This window comes from Thiohalorhabdus denitrificans, assembly GCF_001399755.1.
GTDB lineage: Bacteria > Pseudomonadota > Gammaproteobacteria > Thiohalorhabdales > Thiohalorhabdaceae > Thiohalorhabdus > Thiohalorhabdus denitrificans.
On sequence record NZ_LJCP01000011.1, the window covers coordinates 167,122 to 188,507 of the forward strand.

22 protein-coding genes are annotated in these 21,386 nt (G+C 69.5%); 14 read left to right on the forward strand and 8 right to left on the reverse strand.

Annotated features, from left to right (window positions below; genetic code table 11):
* Positions 1-19: 19 nt before the first annotated feature.
* From AN478_RS10265 to AN478_RS10280, 4 genes are all read right to left on the reverse strand, one after another.
* Positions 20-895, reverse strand: coding sequence for a dihydroorotate dehydrogenase electron transfer subunit (locus AN478_RS10265; protein ID WP_054966524.1), 876 nt, complete (start codon positions 893-895; stop codon positions 20-22).
* Positions 892-2,178 carry a dihydroorotase gene (locus tag AN478_RS10270; RefSeq protein WP_054966525.1) on the reverse strand — a complete coding sequence of 429 codons (1,287 nt, stop codon included), beginning with the start codon at positions 2,176-2,178 and terminating at the stop codon, positions 892-894. The genes AN478_RS10265 and AN478_RS10270 overlap by 4 nt, the downstream gene beginning before the upstream one ends.
* Entirely contained in the window at positions 2,175-3,140 is a 966-nt protein-coding gene (locus tag AN478_RS10275; protein ID WP_054966526.1) for an aspartate carbamoyltransferase catalytic subunit, read from the reverse strand. The genes AN478_RS10270 and AN478_RS10275 overlap by 4 nt, the downstream gene beginning before the upstream one ends.
* A gap of 140 nt (positions 3,141-3,280) precedes the next feature.
* On the reverse strand, positions 3,281-3,841 hold the full coding sequence (locus tag AN478_RS10280; protein WP_054966527.1) for a YqgE/AlgH family protein: 561 nt from the start codon (positions 3,839-3,841) through the stop codon (positions 3,281-3,283).
* 192 nt (positions 3,842-4,033) lie between these two features.
* Here AN478_RS10280 and ppsA point away from each other — a divergent pair, with 192 nt between their 5' ends.
* The 4 genes from ppsA to AN478_RS10300 all read left to right on the forward strand — a co-directional run bounded on the left by ppsA (position 4,034) and on the right by AN478_RS10300 (position 8,718).
* A complete protein-coding gene (ppsA, locus tag AN478_RS10285) occupies positions 4,034-6,424 on the forward strand; it encodes a phosphoenolpyruvate synthase (protein WP_054966528.1) in 2,391 nt (796 codons plus the stop codon).
* A gap of 344 nt (positions 6,425-6,768) precedes the next feature.
* Complete coding sequence (locus tag AN478_RS10290; protein ID WP_231627386.1) at positions 6,769-7,098, forward strand: hypothetical protein; 330 nt, start codon at positions 6,769-6,771, stop codon at positions 7,096-7,098.
* A 19-nt stretch (positions 7,099-7,117) separates the two neighbouring features.
* Positions 7,118-7,936, forward strand: coding sequence for an HvfB family MNIO-type RiPP peptide maturase (locus AN478_RS10295; protein ID WP_231627387.1), 819 nt, complete (start codon positions 7,118-7,120; stop codon positions 7,934-7,936).
* Positions 7,933-8,718 carry an HvfC family RiPP maturation protein gene (locus AN478_RS10300; RefSeq protein ID WP_054966530.1) on the forward strand — a complete coding sequence of 262 codons (786 nt, stop codon included), beginning with the start codon at positions 7,933-7,935 and terminating at the stop codon, positions 8,716-8,718. The genes AN478_RS10295 and AN478_RS10300 overlap by 4 nt, the downstream gene beginning before the upstream one ends.
* A gap of 66 nt (positions 8,719-8,784) precedes the next feature.
* Here the strand turns inward: AN478_RS10300 and AN478_RS10305 are convergent, their stop codons facing one another.
* A complete protein-coding gene (locus AN478_RS10305) occupies positions 8,785-9,462 on the reverse strand; it encodes an alpha/beta hydrolase (protein ID WP_054966531.1) in 678 nt (225 codons plus the stop codon).
* A 195-nt stretch (positions 9,463-9,657) separates the two neighbouring features.
* On the opposite strand from AN478_RS10305, the gene AN478_RS10310 reads away from it, so the two are divergent.
* Entirely contained in the window at positions 9,658-10,542 is an 885-nt protein-coding gene (locus AN478_RS10310) for an MBL fold metallo-hydrolase (protein WP_054966775.1), read from the forward strand.
* 31 nt (positions 10,543-10,573) lie between these two features.
* On the opposite strand, the gene AN478_RS10315 is transcribed toward AN478_RS10310, so the two are convergent.
* Positions 10,574-10,987: an NUDIX domain-containing protein gene (locus tag AN478_RS10315; RefSeq protein ID WP_054966532.1), complete on the reverse strand. Its 414-nt coding sequence runs from the start codon at positions 10,985-10,987 to the stop codon at positions 10,574-10,576.
* Positions 10,988-11,065: 78 nt separating this feature from the next.
* A complete protein-coding gene (locus AN478_RS10320) occupies positions 11,066-12,109 on the reverse strand; it encodes a type IV pilus twitching motility protein PilT (RefSeq protein ID WP_054966776.1) in 1,044 nt (347 codons plus the stop codon).
* Positions 12,110-12,257: 148 nt separating this feature from the next.
* Between AN478_RS10320 and AN478_RS10325 the strand changes: the two genes are divergently transcribed.
* The 4 genes from AN478_RS10325 (at position 12,258) to AN478_RS10340 (ending at position 14,489) form a co-directional block, all read left to right on the forward strand.
* The gene (locus AN478_RS10325) at positions 12,258-12,974 is read left to right on the forward strand and encodes a YggS family pyridoxal phosphate-dependent enzyme (RefSeq protein WP_054966533.1); all 717 of its coding nucleotides are present in this window, start codon (positions 12,258-12,260) and stop codon (positions 12,972-12,974) included.
* 15 nt (positions 12,975-12,989) lie between these two features.
* Positions 12,990-13,805, forward strand: coding sequence for a pyrroline-5-carboxylate reductase (gene proC / locus AN478_RS10330; RefSeq protein WP_054966534.1), 816 nt, complete (start codon positions 12,990-12,992; stop codon positions 13,803-13,805).
* 75 nt (positions 13,806-13,880) lie between these two features.
* Positions 13,881-14,174 (forward strand): YggT family protein, encoded by a 294-nt coding sequence (locus AN478_RS10335; protein ID WP_054966535.1) that lies wholly within the window; start codon positions 13,881-13,883, stop codon positions 14,172-14,174.
* Between the two features lie 9 nt (positions 14,175-14,183).
* Positions 14,184-14,489, forward strand: a complete 306-nt coding sequence (locus tag AN478_RS10340; protein ID WP_054966536.1) for a DUF167 family protein — start codon at positions 14,184-14,186, stop codon at positions 14,487-14,489.
* Between the two features lie 60 nt (positions 14,490-14,549).
* Here the strand turns inward: AN478_RS10340 and AN478_RS10345 are convergent, their stop codons facing one another.
* Positions 14,550-15,563, reverse strand: a complete 1,014-nt coding sequence (locus tag AN478_RS10345; RefSeq protein ID WP_231627389.1) for a LysR family transcriptional regulator — start codon at positions 15,561-15,563, stop codon at positions 14,550-14,552.
* A 168-nt stretch (positions 15,564-15,731) separates the two neighbouring features.
* Between AN478_RS10345 and AN478_RS10350 the strand changes: the two genes are divergently transcribed.
* The 5 genes from AN478_RS10350 (at position 15,732) to AN478_RS10370 (ending at position 21,383) form a co-directional block, all read left to right on the forward strand.
* A complete protein-coding gene (locus AN478_RS10350) occupies positions 15,732-17,210 on the forward strand; it encodes a form I ribulose bisphosphate carboxylase large subunit (protein WP_054966537.1) in 1,479 nt (492 codons plus the stop codon).
* 12 nt (positions 17,211-17,222) lie between these two features.
* On the forward strand, positions 17,223-17,669 hold the full coding sequence (locus tag AN478_RS10355; protein ID WP_231627390.1) for a ribulose bisphosphate carboxylase small subunit: 447 nt from the start codon (positions 17,223-17,225) through the stop codon (positions 17,667-17,669).
* A 285-nt stretch (positions 17,670-17,954) separates the two neighbouring features.
* Positions 17,955-18,923 (forward strand): CbbX protein, encoded by a 969-nt coding sequence (gene cbbX / locus AN478_RS10360; protein ID WP_082433027.1) that lies wholly within the window; start codon positions 17,955-17,957, stop codon positions 18,921-18,923.
* Positions 18,924-18,970: 47 nt separating this feature from the next.
* Complete coding sequence (locus tag AN478_RS10365) at positions 18,971-19,330, forward strand: hypothetical protein (protein WP_054966778.1); 360 nt, start codon at positions 18,971-18,973, stop codon at positions 19,328-19,330.
* A gap of 727 nt (positions 19,331-20,057) precedes the next feature.
* Positions 20,058-21,383, forward strand: a complete 1,326-nt coding sequence (locus tag AN478_RS10370) for a porin family protein (protein ID WP_054966539.1) — start codon at positions 20,058-20,060, stop codon at positions 21,381-21,383.
* Positions 21,384-21,386 lie beyond the last annotated feature (3 nt).

Genomic DNA, 21,386 nt, shown 5'->3' on the forward strand with positions numbered 1-21,386 from the left:
CCTATGCAGAAAGACCGCACTACGGTTCGGGGAAGACCCGCTCGGCGGGAAACACCGGGCCGTCCACGCACACCCGCCGCATGGCCGGACCGGTGGGCTCCTCCACGCGCACCGTGCATCCGGCGCACCCGCCCACGGCGCAGGCCATGTACTCCTCCAGGGAGACCCAGGTGGCCACCCCCAGCTCCCGACCCAAGCGGGCGGCCGCCGCCAGCATGGGCTCCGGGCCCACGGCGAAGATGGCCGCCCGGCGACGCTCGGCGGGGGCCAGGGGCTCCAGGTAGGCACGGGCCAGGTCGGTAACGTACCCCTCATATGCGCCGGGCAGGCCGGCCAGGGAGGCGAGGCGGCTGGGTACGCCCCAGTCCTCCAGGCGGGCGTCGGCATGGGTGGCCTCGGTCGGGAGGCCGGGCAGCTCCAGCTCCGAGGGGCGGGTCTCGAAGGGAAAGGGCACCTCGGAGCCGAGGAAGGCCGCCGGGGCCACATCGCTGCGGTCCTTGAGGGTCTCGGCCAGGAACACCATGGGCGGGATGCCCACCCCGCCGCCGATGAGCACCGGGTAGTGGACGGCCTCGTCCACCCGGAAGGGCTGCCCGATGGGACCCATCAGGCTCAGGGCCTCGCCGGGCTCCCGCCGGGCCAGCAGGCGCGTGCCGTGGCCGAGGCGCTTGTAGAGAAACTCCACCACCCCCGCCTCCGGCTCCACCCGCTGGATGGACAGGGGCCGGCGCATGGGCAGCTCGGGGGCGCAGCGCAGGTGGGCGAACTGCCCCGGCCGGGCGCGGGCGGCCGTCTCCGGCGCCCGCACCCGCAGCTCGAACTGCTCGCCCGGCCACGCCCGGTGGGCGAGGACCTCGGCGTCCTCGACGAAGATGGAGGCCTCGCGCCGGGTCACTCGGCGTCCCCGAAGGGATACGCCAGCCGGCCGCCCACCAGGGTGTGGGTCACCCGGCCCCGCAGCCGCCAGCCCGCGAAGGGGGTGTTCACCGAGCGGCTGTACATGCGCTCCGGCTCCACCGTCCATTCGGTTTCCGGGTCGAACAGGCACACGTCCGCCACCTCGCCCACCCCGAGCCGGCCCGCCTCCAGGCCCAGCACCTCCGCGGGGCCGTTGGTGACCCGCGCCAGGGCGCTGGGCAGGTCCAGAACCTCCTCGTCCACCAGGCGCAGGGTCAGGCCCAACAGCGTCTCCAGGCCGGTGACGCCGTTGGCGCAGCAGGCGAAGGCCTCGCTCTTGGCGTCGGCCTCGTGGGGGGCGTGGTCGGTGGCGATGGCGGTCAGGGTGCCGTCGGCCACCGCCGCGCGCACCGCCGCGCGGTCCTCCGGGCTGCGCAGGGGCGGGGCCATCTTGGCGTGGCTGTCGAAGGCGCCCACGTCGGTGTCGGTGAGGAACAGGTGGTGGGGCGCGGCCTCGCCGGTGACCGGCAGGCCCCTGGCCTGGGCCTGGCGGATCAGCTCAACGCCGCCGCTCGTGGCCACGTGGGCGATGTGGATGCGCCCGCCGGTGAGCTCGGCGAGGATCACGTCGCGGGCAATCATCACGTCCTCGGAGGCGTTGGGGATGCCGGGCAGGCCCATGCGGGTGGCGTGGGCCCCCTCGTTCATGGCGCCCCCCGCCGACAGCGCCCCCTCCTCCTCGTGCAGGATCAGCAGGTAATCGAAGGTGGCGGCGTACTCCAGAGCCCGGCGCATGATGCCGGCGTCGGGCACCGGACGGCCGTCGTCGGAGAAGGCCACGCAGCCCGCCCCGGCCAGCTCGTGCATCTCGGTGAGGGTCTCGCCGGCCAGGTCGCGGGTGATGGCGCCGATGGGATGCACCCGGCTCAGCCCCACCCGCTGGGCGGTGGACTTGATCTGCTCGGTCACGGAGCGGCGGTCGTTCACGGGCCGGGTGTTGGCCATGCAGGCCACCGAGGTGACCCCGCCCGCGGCGGCGGCGCGGCTGCCGCTCTCGATGTCCTCCTTCCACTCCTGGCCGGGCTCGCGCAGGTGGACGTGCATGTCCACGAGCCCCGGACAGACCACCAGGCCGTCGGCGTCGATGACCCGGTCCGCCCCGAAGTCCCCGGGGGCGTCGCCGATGGCCTGGATGCGGCCGTTGGCGATGGCGACGTCGGCCACCTCGTCGCGGCCGCTCGCCGGGTCGATGACGCGGCCGCCGCGGATCAGCGTTCTCATGCGGATTCCCCTCCCGCCAGGAGCTTCAGGACCGCCATGCGGATGGCCAGGCCGTTGGTGACCTGGGGCAGGATCACCGAGTAGGGGCCGTCGGCGACCTCCGAGGCGATCTCCACCCCCCGGTTCATGGGCCCGGGATGCATCACCAGCACGTCGTCGGCCGCCCGTCCGACCCGCCGCCGGTCCAGGCCGTAGAGCCGGAAGTACTCGCGCTGGCTGGGCACCGCCGCCCCGCGGATGCGCTCCATCTGCATGCGCAGCATGATGATCACGTCCACCCCCTCGAGGCCGGCGTCGGCGTCATGGAACACCCGGACGCCGAGGGCCTCTTCGGCCGCCGCCGGGATGAGGGTCTTGGGGCCGATGAGCCGGACCTCATCGGCGCCCATGGTGTGCAGGGCATGGATCTGCGAGCGGGCCACGCGGGAGTGGGCCGTGTCGCCCACGATGGCCACGCGCAACCCCTGGATGGGCCCCTTGTGCAGCTGGATGGTCAGGATATCCAGCAGGGCCTGGGTGGGATGCTCGTGGGCGCCGTCGCCGGCGTTGATCACCGAGCAGTGGCTGGTGAGCGCCCCGGCGGCCAGGTGCGGGGCCCCGCTCTCGGCGTGGCGGATCACCAGGGCGTCGGGGGTCATGGCCTCCAGCGTCCGCACCGTGTCCATCCAGGTCTCGCCCTTCTGGGTGGCGGAGGCGGAGGCATTGATGTTGATGACGTCCGCGGACAGGCGCTTGCCCGCCAGCTCGAAGCTGGTGCGGGTGCGGGTGCTGGACTCGAAGAACAGGTTAATGACCGTGCGGCCCTTGAGGGTGTCCGTCTTCTTGTCCGGCTGCTCCACCAGATGCCGGAAGCGCGTGGCCTCCTCCAGGATGCGGTTGATGGTGGCCGCCGATACGTCCTCCAGCCCCAGGAAGTGGCGGGGCAGGGCATCCGCGGCGGCCGGGCTGGCGGGGGCATTCATGAATGCGTCACACCTTGCGGGAGTGGTTTGGTTCGCTTGGGGGCGGTGGCCTCCTACCCCAGGGGGCCGAGCCCTTGCAGGAGCCCGCTGAAGCGGGCTCCTACGGGGGGTCCTTCAAGGGTCCGGACGCCGGCTATCCGCTACGCATGCCCGCCGTGCTGCACCAGCAGGCTCATGTCGATGCCCAAGGAACGGGCAGCGGCTTCGCGCAGATCGGTGAAGGGGGTCTCGAACAGCAGCGCGGGGCTGGCGGGCACGGTGAGCCAGGCGTCCTGCTGCAGCTCGCCCTCCAGCTGGCCCGCCCCCCAGCCGGCGTAGCCCAGCGTCAGCCGGAACCGCTCCGGGCCCTCGCCGCCGGCAATGGCCTCCAGGATGTCCCTGGAGCTGGTGAGGGCGCTGAACTCGTTCACCGGCAGGCTCTGGTCCCACAGGCGGTCCGGGGAATGCAGCACGAAGCCCTGCTCCGGCTGCACCGGACCGCCGGAGAACACCGGCTCCTCCTGCACCCCCAGGTCCGTGGGCGGGATCTCCAACTGGTCCAGGACCTGTCCCAGGGTCACCGTGGAGGGATGGTTGAGGATCACCCCCATGGCCCCATCGTCCCCGTGGTTACAGATGTAGACCACGCTATGCTCGAAGTTGGAATCCTGGAGCGTGGGCAGGGCGATCAGCAGGTGGCCCGTCAGGTCGGTGCTGTTCATGGTGCGGTTCCCGCGCTGGCTGCGGCCCCTTTCCCGGGGTGGATTTCCGCGTCACACTGGCTCCGGAAGCGGCCGCCCCCGGCTGCCAATGCGCATAGTATAGCGGACCCGCCCGCATGAAGACGAGGATGGAAGGCGCCCGTAAGGGCTCCGCCCCCGGTCCCGCCCCGGCACCCGGATACGGAGAGATCCATGGACGAAATCCCCCACATCATCTGGTTCCAGGACCTGAGCATGGACATGGTGGCCCAGGTGGGCGGCAAGAACGCCTCCCTGGGCGAGATCACGCGCAACCTGGCCGCGGCCGGGGTGCGGGTGCCCGGGGGCTTCGCCGTAACCGCCAGGGGCTACCGCGCCCTGCTCGACCAGGCCGGGCTGCGGGAGCCGCTGCGCGAGCTGTTCCGGGACCTCGACATCACCAACCGCGCCGACCTCGCCTACGCCGGCGAGCGCGCACGCGGCTGGATCCTCGACGCCACCCTGCCCGAGGAGGTGGAGCAGGGCATCCGGGAGTCCTACCGGCAGATGTGCGCCGAGTCCGGGCTCGAGGACATGGCGGTGGCGGTGCGCTCCTCGGCCACCGCCGAGGACCTCCCCGACGCCAGCTTCGCCGGGCAGCAGGAGACCTACCTGCACGTGCGGGGCGCGGACAACCTGGTCCGCGCGGTGCACAAGTGCTTCGCCTCCCTGTTCACCGACCGCGCCATCTCCTACCGCACCAAGCGGGGCTTCGACCACCTGGACGTGGCCCTGTCCGTGGGCGTGCAGCGGATGGTCTACGCCGACCACGGCGCGGCGGGGGTGATGTTCTCCATCGACACCGAATCCGGCTTCGAAAACGCGGTGTTCCTGACCGCCGCCTACGGCCTGGGCGAGAACGTGGTCCAGGGGGCCGTGAACCCCGACGAGTACTACGTCTTCAAGCCCCTCCTGGAGCGGGGCAAGCCCGCCCTGATCCGGCGCAAGCTGGGGGACAAGGCCCTGCGCATGGTCTACGGGGAGGACGGGAACGCCTACAACGAGCGCGTGACGGCCCGGGAGCGCAACCGCTTCGTGCTCTCCGACGAGGAGGCCCTGACCCTGGCGCGCTGGGCGGTGGCCGTGGAGAAGCACTATTCCGCCGTGCACGGCAAGCCCACCCCCATGGACATGGAGTGGGCCCGCGATCAGGACACGGGGGAGCTGTTCATGCTCCAGGCCCGCCCGGAGACGGTGCACGCCGGCAAGAAGCCGGGGCTTATGCGCGCCTACCGCCTGAACGAGACCGGCGAGGTGCTGGTGTCCGGCCGCAGCGTGGGGTCGGCCATCGCCACCGGGCCGGTGCGGGTGGTGGAGAGCCCCAAGGCCCTGAAGGAGTTCAACACCGGGGACATCCTGGTAACCGACATGACCGATCCCGACTGGGAGCCGATCATGAAACAGGCCGCCGGCATCATCACCAACCGCGGGGGGCGCACCAGCCACGCCGCCATCGTCTCCCGGGAGCTGGGGATCCCGGCGGTGGTGGGGGCGGGCAACGCCACCGAGGTCCTGGATCCGGACCAGCGGGTGACCCTGTCCTGCGCGGAGGGGGACACGGGCTACATCTACGCGGGCGAGCTGGACTACACCGTCGAGGACCTGCAGGTCGACGAGGGGTCCCTGCCCGAGTCCGTGGGCCTGATGATGAATGTGGGCAATCCGGAGCGGGCGTTCACTTTCGCCCAGGTACCGAACCACGGGGTGGGCCTGGCGCGGATGGAGTTCGTCATCAACAACGAGATCGCCGTCCACCCCATGGCGCTGCTCCACCCCAACCGCACCAGCAACCAGGACCGGGCGGAGATCCGCCGCCGCACGGAGGGCTTCGCCGACAACCACGAGTTCTTCGTGCGCACCCTCTCCGAGGGCCTGGCCACCATCGCCGCCAGCTTCTGGCCCAAGGACGTCATCGTCCGCATGTCCGACTTCAAGTCCAGCGAGTACGCCAACCTCATCGGCGGGCGGTACTTCGAGCCGGAGGAGGAGAACCCCATGATCGGCTTCCGGGGGGCCTCCCGCTACTACTCGGAGGCCTACCGGGAAGGCTTCGCCATGGAGTGCGAGGCCATCCGGCGTGCCCGCGATGAGCTGGGGCTCACCAACATGAAGATCATGGTGCCCTTCTGCCGCACCGTGGAGGAGGGCGAGAAGGTACGGGCCGAGCTGGCCGCCAACGGCCTCCGCCAGGGGGAGGACGGCCTCGAGGTCTACATCATGTGCGAGCTGCCCACCAACGTGATCCTGGCCGAGGAGTTCGCCGAAATCTTCGACGGCTTCTCCATCGGCTCCAACGACCTGACCCAGCTCACCCTGGGCGTGGACCGCAACTCGGCCCTGGTGTCGCCCCTGTTCGACGAGCGCGACGAGGCGGTAAAGCGCTTCATCGCCGAGGCCATCCGCAAGGTGAAGGCCAAGGGCCGCAAGATCGGCATCTGCGGCCAGGCGCCCAGCGACTATCCGGAGTTCGCCCAGTTCCTGGTGGAAGCGGGCATCGACACCATCTCCGTGAACCCGGACGCCCTGGCGGTGACCGCCCGCTACCTAAAGGAGCACGAACGATAAGAGCCCGCCCCCATGCTGTACGGATTGGCTTCGGGGACCGGGACAAGGGCCGTCACAACCCTCACGGACCCGTTCGTGGCGGCGACCCTGGGGGCAAGCCCGGACCAAACAGGGCCGCTCGCCCCCCATTTAGGCTTTTCCCCCCTCGCGGATCATCCGAAGGAACCGCTGATCCTATAGGTCTGGACGAGCTTTCCAGAAAAATTGGGTTTTTTCTGGAAATCGTCCAGGGGTAGAGTGCGTATCAAGGGCTGACCATTAGCGCACGGTCCTGACCCCTTCGCCCGCGCGGGCACAGCCGACCGGCGCGGAACGAAGGCCATTTCCAAACGGGAGGGCGAACCATGACGGATGAGCGCAAGACCGGCAGCAACGGGTTCAATTACATGCTCGGGGCCACGGTGGCCGGAGGCCTCGCCCTGGGCTCGCTCGGCGCCCAGGCCGATACCAACCCCTTTCAAGTGGCCGACCTCGGCAGCGGCTACATGGTGGCCGAAAACCAGGCGGAGGGCCGGTGCGGCGGCGCCACCGACGACGATAAGAAAGGGGAAGAAGGCAAGTGCGGCGGCATGAGCGACTCCGACAAATCCAAGGGCGAAAAGGACAAGGCCGCCAAGGACAAGAAGGATGGCGGCGAAGGGAAATGCGGTGAGGGCAAGTGCGCCGGTGGCTGACGGCCTCCCGACAGGAGGTTTGAACGGGGCGGGGCTCGGCCTGCGCCGGGCCCTAGTGGCCCCCCTCCTGGAGCAGCCGGGGGCCGACCTCGACTTCCTGGAGGTGACCCCGGAGAACTGGATCGGCGTGGGCGGCGCCCGCGGAAAGGACTTCCGCCGCGCGGTGGAGGGCCGCCCGCTGGCCGCCCACGGCCTGTCCCTCAACATCGGTGGCCCCGCCCCGCTCGACCACGCCCACCTCGACGCCCTCAAGGGCTTCCTGGACGGCCTGGACGTGGCCGTCTACAGCGAGCACCTCTCCTTCTGCGCCGACGACGGCCAGCTCTACGACCTGCTACCGATCCCGTTCACCGAGGAGGCGGTGCGCTACGTGGCCGGGCGCGTCCAGCGGGTCCAGGAGCACCTGGAGCGGCCCCTGGCCCTGGAGAACGTCTCCTACTACGCCGCGCCCGGACAGGAGATGGGCGAGGCGGAGTTCACCGCCGCCGTGGCCGAGGAGGCCGACTGCCACCTGCTGCTGGACGTCAACAACGTCTACGTGAACAGCGCCAACCACGGCTACGCCCCGATGGCCTTCCTGGACGCCCTGCCCGCCGACCGCGTGGCCTACCTCCACATCGCCGGCCATCGCCGCGAGGCCCCGGACCTCCTCATCGACACCCACGGCGCGCCGGTGATCGACCCCGTTTGGGACCTGCTGGACACCGCCTACCGGCGCTTCGGCCCGCTGCCCACTCTGCTGGAGCGGGACACCGAGATCCCGCCGCTTCCGGAGCTGCTGGAGGAGGTGGCCGCCATCCGCCGCGCCCAGGAGCGGCATGCGGAGGCCGAGGCATGAGCCGGCGGGGCGGGGACGAGCCCGCGCCCCCGGCGGCCCTGCGCGAGCAGCAGGAGGCCCTCACCGCCCACCTGCGCGACCCGGACCGCCATCCGCCCCCACCGGGCCTCGACGAGCGGGGGCGCTCCGTCTACCGGCGCCTGGTATTCAACAACCTCCACGGCCTGCTCGCCTCCACCTTCCCCGTCCTGCGCCGGACTCTCGACGAGGAGGCCTGGCGGGAGCTGGTGGCGGACTTCCTCGCCGACCACCGCGCCGCCACGCCCTATTTCCCCCGGGTGGCCGAGGAATTCCTCGCCTACCTGGCCGAGGGGCGGGGCGAGCGGCCGGAGGACCCGCCCTTTCTGCCGGAGTTGGCCCACTACGAATGGGCGGAGCTTGCCCTGTACACGGCGGACGAGGACCCATCCGGCGTCCCCGCCGACCCGGACGGCGACCTCCTCACCGGAACACCCGTGCGCTCGCCCCTGGCCTGGAGCCTCCGCTACCGCTCCCCCGTGCACCGCATCGGCCCCGACTTCCGGCCCGAGGAACCGCCGGGGGCGCCCACCTGCCTGGTGGTCTACCGCGACCGCGCCGATGCCGTCGGCTTCCTGGAGATCAACCCCGTCACCGCCCGCCTCCTGGAGCTGATGGAACAGGAGCCGGCCCCCGGAGCGGAGCTGCTGCGCCGCATCGCCGCCGAGATCGCCCACCCCGACCCTGAGCGGGTGGTGGCGTTCGGCGCGGACATCCTCGCCGACCTGCGCCAGCGGGACGTGGTGCTTGGCACGTTCCCCTAGCGGGGATCCAACGGCCGCCGACGCACCAAGCCGGTTTGGCGCCGGTCGCCCGAACCGGCCTCAACCCTATTCCCCCAGCACCCCCTCCACCCAGGCCAGCAGGTCCCCGGCCTCTTCCGCGTCGACGCCGTGGTCCAGCTCGTAAGGGTTCCAGGTGACGGACCGGCAGCCGAGGGTCCGCAGGCGGTCGCGTGCGGTCTCCCCGAGGGGGAAGGGCACTACTCCGTCGTGGCGGCCATGGCCCAGGAAGATGGGTGTCTCCCGCTGGGCCTCCGCCAGCGGGGGATCGGCGGGCAGGTAGCCGGAAAGGGCCACGATGCCGGCCAGGGGGCGGGGCCGCCCGAGGCCCGTCCACAGCGCCAGCGCGGCGCCCTGGGAGAAACCGCCCAGAATCGTCCGCTCGGCGGGGATGCCCTCCCCCTCCAGCTCGTCGAGCAGCCCCCCAACCAGGGTGGCAGAGGCCCGGATCCCGTCCAGATCCTGCTCCGCGTCGGGCTCCAGGCTGACGATGTCGTACCAGGCCCGCATGCGCATGCCGCCGTTGAGGGTCACCGGGCGCTGCGGGGCGTGTGGCAGGACCACCCGCAGCCCGGGCAGGCGCTCCTCCACCCCCTGGAACAGGGGGGCGAAGTCGTGGCCGTCGGCGCCCAGGCCGTGCAGCCAGACCACGGCCCGGCTGGCCGAACCGCCATCCTCGGGCAGCGTGACCCGGGCCAGGGCGGACGCGCTCGAATCGCCTTGCATGCTATTTTCCCCCATCAGCAGAACGGTTAAGGTCGTTTCCTCGGTCGGTCAACATATCGGAGGGACTCCATGTCGCGAGCCATACGCCGCCACTGGTGGATAACGCTGTTCCTCGGCCTCGGCTTCCTCGCCCCCGCGGCGGGCGCGGAGTCGGTCTCCTGGGAGGACGTTTCCTACGCGGAGGCGGACATCTCCATGGAGCTGGAGCAGGCCGCCGAGGACGTCTACTACGTCATTGGCCGCAACGGGGTCCCCGATGCCGACAACCAGGGCTTCATGTCCAACGCCGGGTTCGTGGTCACCGAGCAGGGGGTGGTGGTCTACGACGCCCTGGGCACCCCCTCGCTGGGCTGGAAGCTCCTGGAGAAGATCCGCGGCGTTACCAAAAAGCCCGTGACGCACGTGGTGATCGGCCACTACCACGCCGACCATATCTACGGCCTGCAGGCCTTCCAGGACCACACCGACGCCACCATCCTCGCCCACGAGACGGCGGAGCGCTACGTGAGCGGCCCGGGGGCGGAGGCCCGCCTGAAGCAGCGCCGGGAGGCCCTGTTCCCCTGGGTGGACGAGGACACCCGCATCGTGGGGCCCGACGAGACCTTCGGCGACCGCAAGGTGCTCGACATGGGCGACAAGCGCGTGGAGCTCGTCCACGTCGGCCCCGCCCACGCCCCGGACGACACCCTGATGATCGTCCACGGGCCCAACGTAGTCTTCTCCGGGGACATCCTCTTCGACGGCCGGATCCCCTTCGTGGGCGACAACGTGGACTCGGAGAACTGGCTGGCCGGCGTGGAGCGGGTGGCGGAGCTGGAGCCCGAGCCGCGGATGATCATTCCGGGCCACGGCCCCGCCGACAAGGACGCCGCCGCGGCCGTGGAATTCATGCGGGGCTACATCTCCAAGCTGCGCGAGCGCATGGGCGAGGCGGTGGAGAACCTCGTGCCCTTCGAGGAGGCCTACGCCGAGACCGACTGGTCCGAGTACGAGGGGCTGCCCGCCTTCGACGCCACCCACCGCCGCAACGCCTACAACGTCTACCTGGAGATGCAGGACCAGATGGGCGGCGGCTTCTGATCGGGCCGTGCGCCGGTGGGGAGCGGATCGCTCAGGGCAGCCGCGGCCGCTCCCCGGTCTCCAGGAAACGCCGATAGTCGGCGAGGATGGCGCCGTGGTCGAAGGCCGTCTCGGGCGGGTCGGCCAGCGGGAACCAGTCCAGGCTGGCGGCGTCGCTGGCCGCCCGCGCCTCGCCGGCAGGGCGGGCCACGTAGACCGTGGAGATGGTGTGGCCGCGGGGGTCGCGCTCCGGGGCCGAATAGGTTGCGAACTGGAAGAGCTCCTCCAGCTCCAGGCCGGTCTCCTCCCGGGCCTCGCGGCGCGCCGCCCCGTCCAGGGCCTCCCCGGGGTCCACGAAGCCGCCCGGCAGCGCCCAGCCGTGGGGCGGGTTGGCCCGCTCCACCAGCAGAACCCGGTCCCCCGGATCGTGGATGATGATGTCCACGGTGCAGCGCGGCTCCGCCATATCCCCAGCCTCCTCTTCCGCCGTTCCGAAGGTCCAGTGTAGTTCCCGCTCCCCGGGCGGGAAGGGGGCCGGAGGCGGTCAGGCCGCCCGAACGGACTCGGGGTTGTTGGCCTTGGTGAGCGCCTCCTCGGTGGTGACCACCCGGTTCTGGATAAGGCGCTGCAGGTCCTGGTCCAGGGTCTTCATGCCCATCTGCTGGCCGGTCTGGATGGAGGAGACCATCTGGGAGATCTTGTTTTCCCGGATCAGGTTCTTGATGGCGGGGGTGCCGAGCATGATCTCGTGCGCCGCCACCCGGCCGCCACCGTTCTTCTTCAGCAGGGCCTGGGAGATCACCGCCTGCAGCGACTCGGAGAGCATGGCGCGCACCATGTCCTTCTCCGCGGCGGGGAAGACGTCGATGATACGGTCGATGGTCTTGGGCGCAGAGCTGGTGTGCAGGGTGCCCAGCACCAGGTGGCCGGTCTCGGCGGCGGTGAGGGCCAGCTGAATGGTCTCCAGGTCCCGCAGCTCGCCCACCAGGATGATGTCCGGGTCCTCGCGCAGGGCGCCGCGCAGGGCGTTGGCGAAGCTGTGGGTGTGGGCGTGCACCTCGCGCTGGCTCACCAGGCAGTTCTTGGTGGGGTGCACGAACTCGATGGGGTCCTCGATGGTGAGGATGTGGCCCTGCCGGGTCTCGTTGATGTAGTTCACCATGGCGGCGAGGGTGGTGGACTTACCCGAGCCGGTGGGGCCGGTCACCAGGATCAGGCCGCGGGGCTTCTCGGCGATCTGCTGGAAGATGTCCGGGGCCTTGATGTCCTCAAGGGTAAGGATCTCCGAAGGGATGGTCCGGAAGGCCGCCGCCAGGCCCCGATCCTGGTGGTAGGCGTTGACACGGAAGCGGGAGACGTTGGGGACCTCCATGGAGAAGTCCGCCTCCAGCTCCTGCTCCAGGTTCTTCCGCTGGTCGTCGGTCATGATGTCGTAGATCAGGTCGTGGGCCTGCTTCTCGTCCAGGGCCGGGGCCTTGATCTTCTTGATATCGCCATCCACGCGGATCATGGGGGGCTCGCCGGCGGACACGTGCAGGTCCGACGCCCCGTGCTTGACCGCGAAGGTCAGTAGTTCGGAAATGTCCATCGCCATCTGCGTCCCCCTTACGGTTTCCTGCTGACCGGTTCCGGGCAATCCTACCGTCTACGGGGACCCTCTGCATCCCCGCTTTGCCCGGACGCGGCGGGGGCCCATAATATTCCCCTTCCCGCGAAACGAGGCCCGGAGCAGGCGCATGGACGAATCCTCCGCATACGGCAGGCGGGTGGCGGACATCCGCGAGCGGATCGCGGCCGCGGCCCGGCGCGGCGGCCGCGACCCCGGGGCGGTCACCCTGCTGGCGGTGTCCAAGACCTTCCCCGCCGAGGCCGTGCGCGCCCTCGCGGAGGCGGGCCAGAGGGCCTTCGCCGAGTCCTACGTCCAGGAGGCGGAGGCCAAGCAGGCGGAGCTAGCGGACCTGTCGCTGGACTGGCACTTCATCGGCCCCCTGCAGAGCAACAAGGCCGGGCGGGTGGCCACGGCCTTTCCCTGGGTGCACTCGGTGGACCGGGCAAAGATCGCCCGCGCCCTGGACCGCCACCGTACCGGCCAGCCGCCCCTGGACGTTTGCCTCCAGGTGAACATCAGCGACGAGGCCAGCAAGTCCGGCTGCGCGCCGGAGGAGGCCCCGGCACTGGCGACCCGGATCCGGGACGAATGCCCCCATCTCCGCCTGCGCGGCCTCATGGCCATCCCGGCCCCCGGTGCGACTTCGGAGGAATCGCGCCCCGCCTTCCGGCGCCTCGCCGGCCTGCTCGCCGAGCTGCGGGAGACGGTGCCGGGGCCGCCCTGGGACACCCTGTCCATGGGCATGAGCGGGGACTTCGAGGTGGCCGTGGAGGAAGGCGCCACCCACGTGCGGGTGGGCTCGGCCCTATTCGGCGAACGAACCTACCCCGGAAAGACGGACTAGCCAAAGGAGAAGCCCATGGCGGCGCAGACCCCCATCGCCTTCATCGGCGGCGGCAACATGGCGGCCAGCCTCATCGGCGGACTGGTGGACGCCGGCTGGCGGCCCGACCAGCTGGTGGTGGCGGAGCCCGACGCCGACCGTCGCGCCGACCTGACCGCCCGCTACCAGGTGCGCACCACCGCGGACAACGCCGAGGCGACCCGGGAGGCGGCGACGGTGGTGCTGGCGGTGAAGCCGCAGGTCATGGAGACCGTGGCCCTGGACCTGGGCCCCGTCCTGCGCGAGGCGCGGCCCCTGGTGATCTCCGTGGCCGCGGGCATCCCGTTGGCCAAGCTGGGGGCATGGCTGGGCATGGAAAGCCCCCTGGTGCGGGTCATGCCCAACACCCCCGCCCTGGTGGGCGCGGGCATCTCCGCCCTCTGCGCCGACGCGGAGGCTTCCGCCGAGCACCGGGACACCGCCCAGGCCGTCATGCAGGCGGCCGGCGAGGTGGTGTGGGTGGCCAAGGAGGAGCACATGGACATCGTCACCGCCGTCTCCGGCAGCGGCCCCGCCTACTTCTTCCTGATCCTGGAGGCCCTGGAGGAGGCGGCGGTGGCCGAGGGCCTGGACCGCGAGACCGCCCGCACCCTGGCGGTGCACACCGCCGGCGGCGCCGCCGCCCTGGCCCGGGAGACCGGCGACCCCAGCCCCGTGCTCAAGAGCCGCGTCACCAGCCCCGGCGGCACCACCGCCCGCGGCCTGGAGGCCCTGGAGCGCGGCGGCCTGCGCACCGCCCTCATGGACGCCGTGGCCGCCGCCGCCCGGCGCTCCCGGGAGCTGGGAAGCTGAATTCTTGCCTCCAATGCTATCCTTCGTGAACCTCCTGTCCTCCGTGGGAAGTATCAACCCGTTCTAGGAGCACCCATGGGATTCGCCGCCAATTTCATCGACGCCGTCGCCTTCCTGGTCAACGCCATCCTCCGGCTGGCCTTCTGGGTCATCCTGATCCGGGTGCTCATGTCCTGGGTGAGCCCGGACCCCGCCAACCCCCTGGTCCGCGCCCTGACCCAGATCACCGACCCCATCCTGCGCCCCGCCCAGCGCCTCATCCCCCCCGTGGGTGGCCTGGACCTTTCCCCCATCGTGGTCCTGCTCGGCATCGAGTTCCTGCGCATCCTCGTGGTAAGCAGCCTGCAGCAGCTCGCCTACGGGATGTAGGCCCGCGCCGTGGCGGAGCAGGCCTTCTTCCGCTGGGACGGCGAGGACCTGATCCTGCGCCTGCGCGTGCAGCCCAAGGCGGCCCGGGACCAGGTCGCCGGCCTTCACGGCGGGGCCCTCAAGGTGCGCACCACCGCCCCGCCCGTGGAGGGCGCCGCCAACAAGCACCTCGCCCAGTTCCTCGCCAAGGAGCTGGGCCTCCCCAAATCCGCCGCCAGCGTGGAGCGGGGCGCGAAGGGCAAGGACAAGGAGCTGCGCCTCGCCGGGGCCGACCCGGAGGCCTTCGCGGCCGCCCGGGAGCGCTGGGGCCTCTGAGCTCCCGGCGCTCCCGCCCCGACGGCCCCGCTACCGGCCCATGGCAGCCTACCGGCAACCCTAGGACCGCCCTTCCGGCCCTGGGGGCTCACGATCCGCGGCAGGGCCCACCGGCCACCCTCCCTGGGGCGAGCGCGGGATCTCCGAGACCCCCGACTCCGCCATGCGCGCCCCTTCGGCCAGCAGGTAGTCCATAAAGGCCCGGGCGGCGACGGACAGCTGCTTGCCCGCCGGATAGACCAGGTACCAGTGGCGCTCGATGGGGAAGCCCTCCAGGTCGAGGACCGCCACCTCCTCGCCCCCGCCCGCCAGAGTGTGCTCCGAAAGCACCGATACCCCCATGCCCGCGGCCACGCTCTGCTTGATTGCTTCGTTGCTGCCCAGCTCCATGCGCACCCGGAGCGTTACCCCGTGCTCGTCGCACAGGCGCTCCACCGCCAGGCGGGTTCCGGAACCGGGCTCGCGGGCCAGGAACGGGTACTCCCCCAGCTCGGCCAGGGGCACCCCCGCCCGGCCCGCCAGCGGGTGGCCCGGCGGGGCCAGGGCCACCAGGGGATTGCGCAGGAAGGGCACCGCCTCCACGTCCACCCCCGCCGGCGGCTGGCCGAAGATGTAGAGGTCGTCCTCGTTGCTCTGCAGCCGCTCCAGGACGCGCTCGCGGTTGGTCACCTTCAGCGAGGCGTCCACCCCGGGGTAGCGCTCGCAGAATCCCCCCAGCAGACGCGGCGCGAAGTATTTGGCGGTGGTCACCACCCCCAGCCGCAGGCGCCCCTGCGTGAGCCCCTTCATGTTGGCCACGTCCATCTCGAAGCGCTCCAGGCTGCCGAACATCTCCCGGCAGCTCTCGTACAGGGAGCGCCCCGCATCGGTGAGATAGACGCGCTTGCCCACCTGCTCGAAAAGCGGCATGCCCACCGCCTCGCTGAGCTTCCGGATCTGCATGGACACCGTGGGCTGGGTCACGTGCAGCGTCTGCGCGGCGCGCTTGAAGCTGCCCAGCCGGGCGATGGCCTCGAAGACCTCCAGCTGGCGCAGGCTCGCGTGCCGGCGCAGGTTCATGGTCGGCCGCTCCATGGTCGGTCCCTCCGCGGATCCATAGACCCGCATCTAAGGAATGGCAAAAACATTTCGACTGTTAGCTATGACTCAGGTGTACCACTCTATTCCTGAGTGAAACACTCCGGAATAGGACGCATCGTTCCGGGGTCGGCCAACAGGTGCCAACCAGCAGGAGGACCGGCCATGGGTAACGAAGGGCAGATTCAGGACCCGAAGGAGCGGTACAAGTCGGGCGTCATCCCCTACAAGAAGATGGGCTACTGGGAGCCCGACTACGAGCCCAAGGACACCGACGTGATCTGCTGCTTCCGGATCACGCCGCAGCAGGGCGTGGATGCGGAGGAAGCGGCGGCCGCGGTGGCCGGCGAGTCCTCCACGGCCACCTGGACCGTGGTGTGGACCGACCGGCTGACGGACTGCGAGCTGTACCGGGCCAAGGCCTACCGCGTGGACCCGGTGCCGAACACCGGCGAGGGCACCGGCCAGGATGCCCAGTACTTCGCCTACATCGCCTACGACCTCGACCTGTTCGAGGAGGGCTCCATCGCCAACCTCACCGCGTCGATCATCGGCAACGTGTTCGGCTTCAAGGCCTTGAAGGCCCTGCGCCTCGAGGACATGCGCATGCCGGTGGCCTACCTCAAGACCTTCCAGGGCCCGCCCACCGGCATCGTCGTGGAGCGCGAGCGCCTCGACAAGTTCGGCCGGCCGCTGCTCGGCGCCACCACCAAGCCCAAGCTGGGGCTGTCCGGCCGCAACTACGGGCGCGTGGTCTACGAGGCGCTCAAAGGCGGGCTGGACTTCGTGAAGGATGACGAGAACATCAACTCGCAGCCCTTCATGCACTGGCGCGACCGCTTCCTCTACTGCATGGAGGCGGTGAACCGGGCGTCGGCGGCCACCGGCGAGGTGAAGGGGCACTATCTCAACGTCACGGCCCCCACCATGGAGGATATGTACGAGCGCGCCGAGTTCGCCAAGGAGCTCGGGTCGCCGATCATCATGATCGACCTGATCGTCGGCTACACGGCCATCCAGTCCATGGCCAAGTGGGCGCGCAAGAACAACATGATTCTCCACCTGCACCGCGCCGGGCACGGCACCTACACCCGCCAGAAGACCCACGGCGTGAGCTTCCGGGTGATCTCCAAATGGATGCGCATGGCCGGGGTCGACCACATCCATGCCGGCACCGTGGTGGGCAAGCTGGAAGGCGATCCCAACATGATCGCCGGCTACTACGACACCCTGACCAAGGAGTACGTGCCGCAGAACCTGCAGCAGGGCCTGTTCTTCGACCAGGACTGGGCGTCGCTCAACAAGACCATGCCGGTGGCATCCGGCGGCATCCACGCCGGGCAGATGCACCAGCTGCTGCACTATCTGGGCGAGGACGTGGTGCTGCAGTTCGGCGGCGGCACCATCGGGCACCCCATGGGCATCCAGGCCGGCGCCACCGCCAACCGAGTCGCGCTGGAAGCCATGGTCAAGGCCCGCAACGAGGGCAGGAACATCATGGAGGAGGGCCCGGACATCCTGCAGAAGGAGGCCAAGTGGTGCACGCCCCTCAAGCAGGCGCTGGATACCTGGAAGGACATCTCCTTCAACTACGAGTCCACGGACACCGCCGACTTCGTCCCCGAGACGACGGCCAGCAGCTGAGGAGGCGACACCATGGCAATGACCAATCCCGGCAGCCGGATCACGCAGGGGACCTTCTCCTTCCTGCACGATCTAACCGACGAGGAGATCAAGAGCCAGGTGGAGTACTGCCTGGCCAACGGCTGGGCGGTGAACGTGGAGTTCACCGACGACCCCCATCCCCGCAACACCTACTGGGAGATGTGGGGCATGCCCATGTTCGACGTGAAGGACCCGGCGGCCGTCCTGTACGAGATCAACGAGTGCCGCAAGGCCTTCCCCAGCCATTACATCCGGGTGACGGGCTTCGACTCCAACCGGGGCTGGGAGACGCCGCGGCTGTCCTTCATCGTCAACCGGCCCACCGAGGAGGAGCCGGGCTTCCGGCTGGTCCGCACCGAGGACGAAGGGCGCACGATCCGCTACACGATCCAGCCCTACGTCACGCAGGACCGGCCGGAGGGCGAGCGATACCGCTGAGGCACGGCCGAGGGGCCGGGCGCCGCCCCGGCCCCCTTCTGCGCCGCAATACCGGTGTAGGAGCCCGCTTCAGCGGGCGAATCCGAATCGGACCCCGTCGCCTATTCCGGCAATCGCCCGCTGAAGCGGGCTCCTGCACCTAATGGCTGAAGGGCGTAGTAGGAGCGACGGCCCCCGTCGCGACCGCCTTTCGCCCGGGCCGCACCCCAGGACCGCGTACCGCAAGGGCCCCAGGCCCTTCCGGGAACCAGGCTGACCCAGCACTCTTTCGAGGAGTATCCACCCATGCAGGAAGTAAACCCGGAAGATCTGCCCGAGAACCAGGAAGCGGGGCCGTCCGGCGGGGAACCGCCCGACGACACCCCCATCGACCTGGAGGCGGAGTTCCACGCCTCCAACGTGCAGGAGGTGCTCGACAAGCTCGACCACGAGCTGGTGGGCCTGGAGCCGGTCAAGCAGCGCATCCGGGAGATCGCCGCCCTGCTGCTGGTGGACCGGGCGCGCAAGCAGATGCAGCTCACCACCGAGACGCCCACCCTGCACATGTGCTTCACCGGCAACCCGGGCACCGGCAAGACCACCGTGGCCATGCGCATGGCCGAGATCCTGCACCGCCTGGAGTACGTGCGGCAGGGGCACCTGGTGGCGGTGACCCGGGACGATCTCGTCGGCCAGTACATCGGCCACACCGCGCCCAAGACCAAGGAGGTGCTCAAGAAGGCCATGGGCGGGGTGCTGTTCATCGACGAGGCCTACTACCTGTACCGCCCCGAGAACGAGCGGGACTACGGCCAGGAGGCCATCGAGATCCTGCTGCAGGTCATGGAGGACAATCGCGACGATCTGGTGGTGATCCTGGCCGGCTACGCGGACAAGATGGACCGCTTCTTCCAGAGCAACCCGGGCATGCGCTCCCGCATCGCCCACCACCTGGACTTCCCCGACTACTCGGGGGGCGAGCTGATGGAGATCGCGCGGATAATGCTGGGCGACCTCAACTACGACTTCAGCCTGGAGGCCGAGGAGGCCTTCCAGGAATACATCGAGCGGCGCATGGCGATGCCGCACTTCGCCAACGCCCGCTCCATCCGCAACGCCATCGACCGCGCCCGGCTGCGCCAGGCCAACCGCCTGTTCGCCGGCGACACCAACCTCACCAAGGCCGACCTCAAGACCATCAAGGCGGAGGACATCCGGGCGAGCAGCGTGTTCGAGCAGGGGGTGCCCGATGCGGATCCAGCGATGAATCGCTGAGCCGCGCGGACACGGACCGGAAGCCGGGACCGGTGGAGGGTGGGGCCGTGAGCGAGATCCTCGAGGGACTGACGCCGCTACGCGTGCGGCCGAAGCGGATCGATGCGGAGTGCTACAACCGCATCCGGGTGCGGCTGATGCGCAGCCGGCGCCTGCCGGTACGGGTCAACGTCCCCGACCATCCGGGCCTGGAGATGATTTTCACCGACGACGCCTGGCTGGGGGTGGACGCCGCCCGGCACGACCTACCGATCATCTCCTGGAGCGAGTTCGAGGCCAAGGCGCGCACGGGCCTGCACGAGCCCGTAAGGTGCCGGATGGGCCTCTATCACACCCATGCGGGGCTCATCATGGGGAGCGTGTTGGAAGCCTTGGCGGACAACGAGTGGGAATATTCCTACCGGTAGGCCTGCCATGGGCCCTTCGGGGGTTTCACTCAAAACGCAATTCCCACCCCCAGCGAAAGACCCCCAACAAGCGTCAAACACCATTCCTGGCCGGGGCCCGAGCCTGCCCCTATCACGGACCTCCGTAAGGCGATGCCAGGGGGGAGTTCGCCAATCCCCCCCGTACCAAGTGGTAAGCCTGGCCTCCCCAACTCTAGCGTTCAGGCCCTCGAAAACGGATGTACTCCGTCTTCACTCCCGGGCCGCCCGAGGATTCAGCCCTTCCTGCCATTTTTCTTTTTTAAGCCCCCATAACCCTTATCTTTCCGCGGTCCCCGTACCATATAAAAAATTCAATAACTTGTGCCTATTTTTTGCTCCGTGGAGGTTCGCACCCAGAACCCACTCCGATAGACAATGCCCGGACAAAATTTGAAAAGTGTCCGAAGCGGCTTTAAACTCCGTTTTCTCTGGTGGGGGGGGGATACCGGGATCATCTCCTGGGATCAGATTAGCTGTTTGCCCTAGCGGGCTTTTTCGTCCCCCTACCGAAATTCCGGCCCGTCGGCACAAACGGGAATCCCGCTTTTCCGGGAACCGCCGGCGACTCCCAGCGGGAAGCCTTTTGCAAGGCTGGCTTTCCCTGCTGAATCCACAGCTTAAGGCCTTTGGAACCGCCTGGTTTAAGCTGGTCTCGGTGGAAGGGGACAAGATTTTTTGTCTTTAAACCTCTTCCAACGGGAACTCCATGCCAAAACGCATCAACCTGACCCTCCTCGTACTGCTCTTCACCACCCCTGCCTGGGGCGCTCCGAACATCATTGAAAAGCTCAGTGTCTGGGTGGAATCCGGACAGCCTGAGAGGGCCTACGAATTAGGCCTTGAATATCGCCATCAATACGAGGGAACCCCCCGGTTCGACTTCTACTACGGGGTGGCTGCGGTCGACACCGGCCATTACACCGAGGGGACCATGGCCCTCGAGCGGGTTCTCCTCCGCCAGCCGGACCTCGATCGGGCGCGCCTCGAACTGGCGCGGGCCTACTACCTCATGGGCGAGGACCGCCGGGCCGAGGAGGAGTTCGAGACCCTCGACGACAAGGACACCCCGCCGGAGGTGGCGGAGGCCGTGGACGGCTACCTCGCCGCCATCCGCTCCCGCGACCACAAGCGGCACACCGATTTCACCGGCCACATCGAGCTGGCCGGCGGCCACGACTCCAACGTCAACAGCGCCACCGCCGATGACTCGGTGACCATCATGGACGGCCTTTTGGCCCTGCAACTGGACGACGAGTCCAAGGCCATCGACGACAACTTCGGGCAAGTCCGGGCCGGACTCGGACTCACCGTCCCCACCACGCCGTACCGGGGTTTCTTCCTCCAGGTGGACGGCTCCCGGACCATGCACGCCGAGGCGACCCCGTACGACACCGCCCTCGGGGCCGCCCAGTTGGGCGCGCAGTGGTGGGTGGGGCCCGTGGACATTCGGCTCGGCGCCTCCGGACGCCGGTTCTACCTCGACAGCGAGCCCTACCAGGACGCCTACGGGGTCTTCTTTGATGGGAAGGTCCGCGTCGGCGAGACGTGGCAGGTGTCCTGGACCGCCCGGGGCGACCGCCTCGCCTACCCCGAGCAGGAAGTGCGCAACTCCATCCTCTGGAACGCCGGCCTCGGCCTCTCCAAGGTCTGGAACCTGCCCTGGCAGGTGCGCACCGCCCTGAACGGCTTCTACGGCAGCGAGATCCCCGACGAGGACACCGAGGCGGCCAGCGCCATCGCCGAGCGCGACATGGTCGGCGGACGGTTCGGCCTGTCGGTGGCCCCCTCCGGCCCGTTCCTGTTCACCGCCACGGGCACCGTCCGGCGGAGCGAGTACGCGGGCGAGCAGGCCCTGTTCGGGGAGGCCCGGGAGGAGACCCTGTACCAGGCCGAGGCGGGCCTGGACTGGACGCCCGCCGCCGGGCTGCGCGTCGGCCCCCGGGCCTCGTACGCCGTGAACGACGCCAACCTCGACCTCTACGCCTACGAACGGACCCGGTACTGGCTCCGCGTCCGCTACGACCTCGACTGAAGG

Coding starts and splice junctions, on each gene's coding strand:
- ppsA (WP_054966528.1), top strand. CDS start 4,034: ATGGACGAAATCCCCCACATCATCTGGTTCCAGGACCTGAGCATGGAC.
- AN478_RS10270 (WP_054966525.1), bottom strand. CDS start 2,178: ATGAGAACGCTGATCCGCGGCGGCCGCGTCATCGACCCGGCGAGCGGC.
- cbbX (WP_082433027.1), top strand. CDS start 17,955: ATGCAGGAAGTAAACCCGGAAGATCTGCCCGAGAACCAGGAAGCGGGG.
- AN478_RS10345 (WP_231627389.1), bottom strand. CDS start 15,563: ATGGAGCGGCCGACCATGAACCTGCGCCGGCACGCGAGCCTGCGCCAG.
- AN478_RS10350 (WP_054966537.1), top strand. CDS start 15,732: ATGGGTAACGAAGGGCAGATTCAGGACCCGAAGGAGCGGTACAAGTCG.
- AN478_RS10335 (WP_054966535.1), top strand. CDS start 13,881: ATGGGATTCGCCGCCAATTTCATCGACGCCGTCGCCTTCCTGGTCAAC.
- AN478_RS10310 (WP_054966775.1), top strand. CDS start 9,658: ATGGAGCTGGAGCAGGCCGCCGAGGACGTCTACTACGTCATTGGCCGC.
- AN478_RS10290 (WP_231627386.1), top strand. CDS start 6,769: ATGACGGATGAGCGCAAGACCGGCAGCAACGGGTTCAATTACATGCTC.
- AN478_RS10315 (WP_054966532.1), bottom strand. CDS start 10,987: ATGGCGGAGCCGCGCTGCACCGTGGACATCATCATCCACGATCCGGGG.
- AN478_RS10305 (WP_054966531.1), bottom strand. CDS start 9,462: ATGCAAGGCGATTCGAGCGCGTCCGCCCTGGCCCGGGTCACGCTGCCC.
- AN478_RS10300 (WP_054966530.1), top strand. CDS start 7,933: ATGAGCCGGCGGGGCGGGGACGAGCCCGCGCCCCCGGCGGCCCTGCGC.
- AN478_RS10325 (WP_054966533.1), top strand. CDS start 12,258: ATGGACGAATCCTCCGCATACGGCAGGCGGGTGGCGGACATCCGCGAG.
- AN478_RS10280 (WP_054966527.1), bottom strand. CDS start 3,841: ATGAACAGCACCGACCTGACGGGCCACCTGCTGATCGCCCTGCCCACG.
- proC (WP_054966534.1), top strand. CDS start 12,990: ATGGCGGCGCAGACCCCCATCGCCTTCATCGGCGGCGGCAACATGGCG.
- AN478_RS10355 (WP_231627390.1), top strand. CDS start 17,223: ATGGCAATGACCAATCCCGGCAGCCGGATCACGCAGGGGACCTTCTCC.
- AN478_RS10370 (WP_054966539.1), top strand. CDS start 20,058: ATGCCAAAACGCATCAACCTGACCCTCCTCGTACTGCTCTTCACCACC.
- AN478_RS10275 (WP_054966526.1), bottom strand. CDS start 3,140: ATGAATGCCCCCGCCAGCCCGGCCGCCGCGGATGCCCTGCCCCGCCAC.
- AN478_RS10320 (WP_054966776.1), bottom strand. CDS start 12,109: ATGGACATTTCCGAACTACTGACCTTCGCGGTCAAGCACGGGGCGTCG.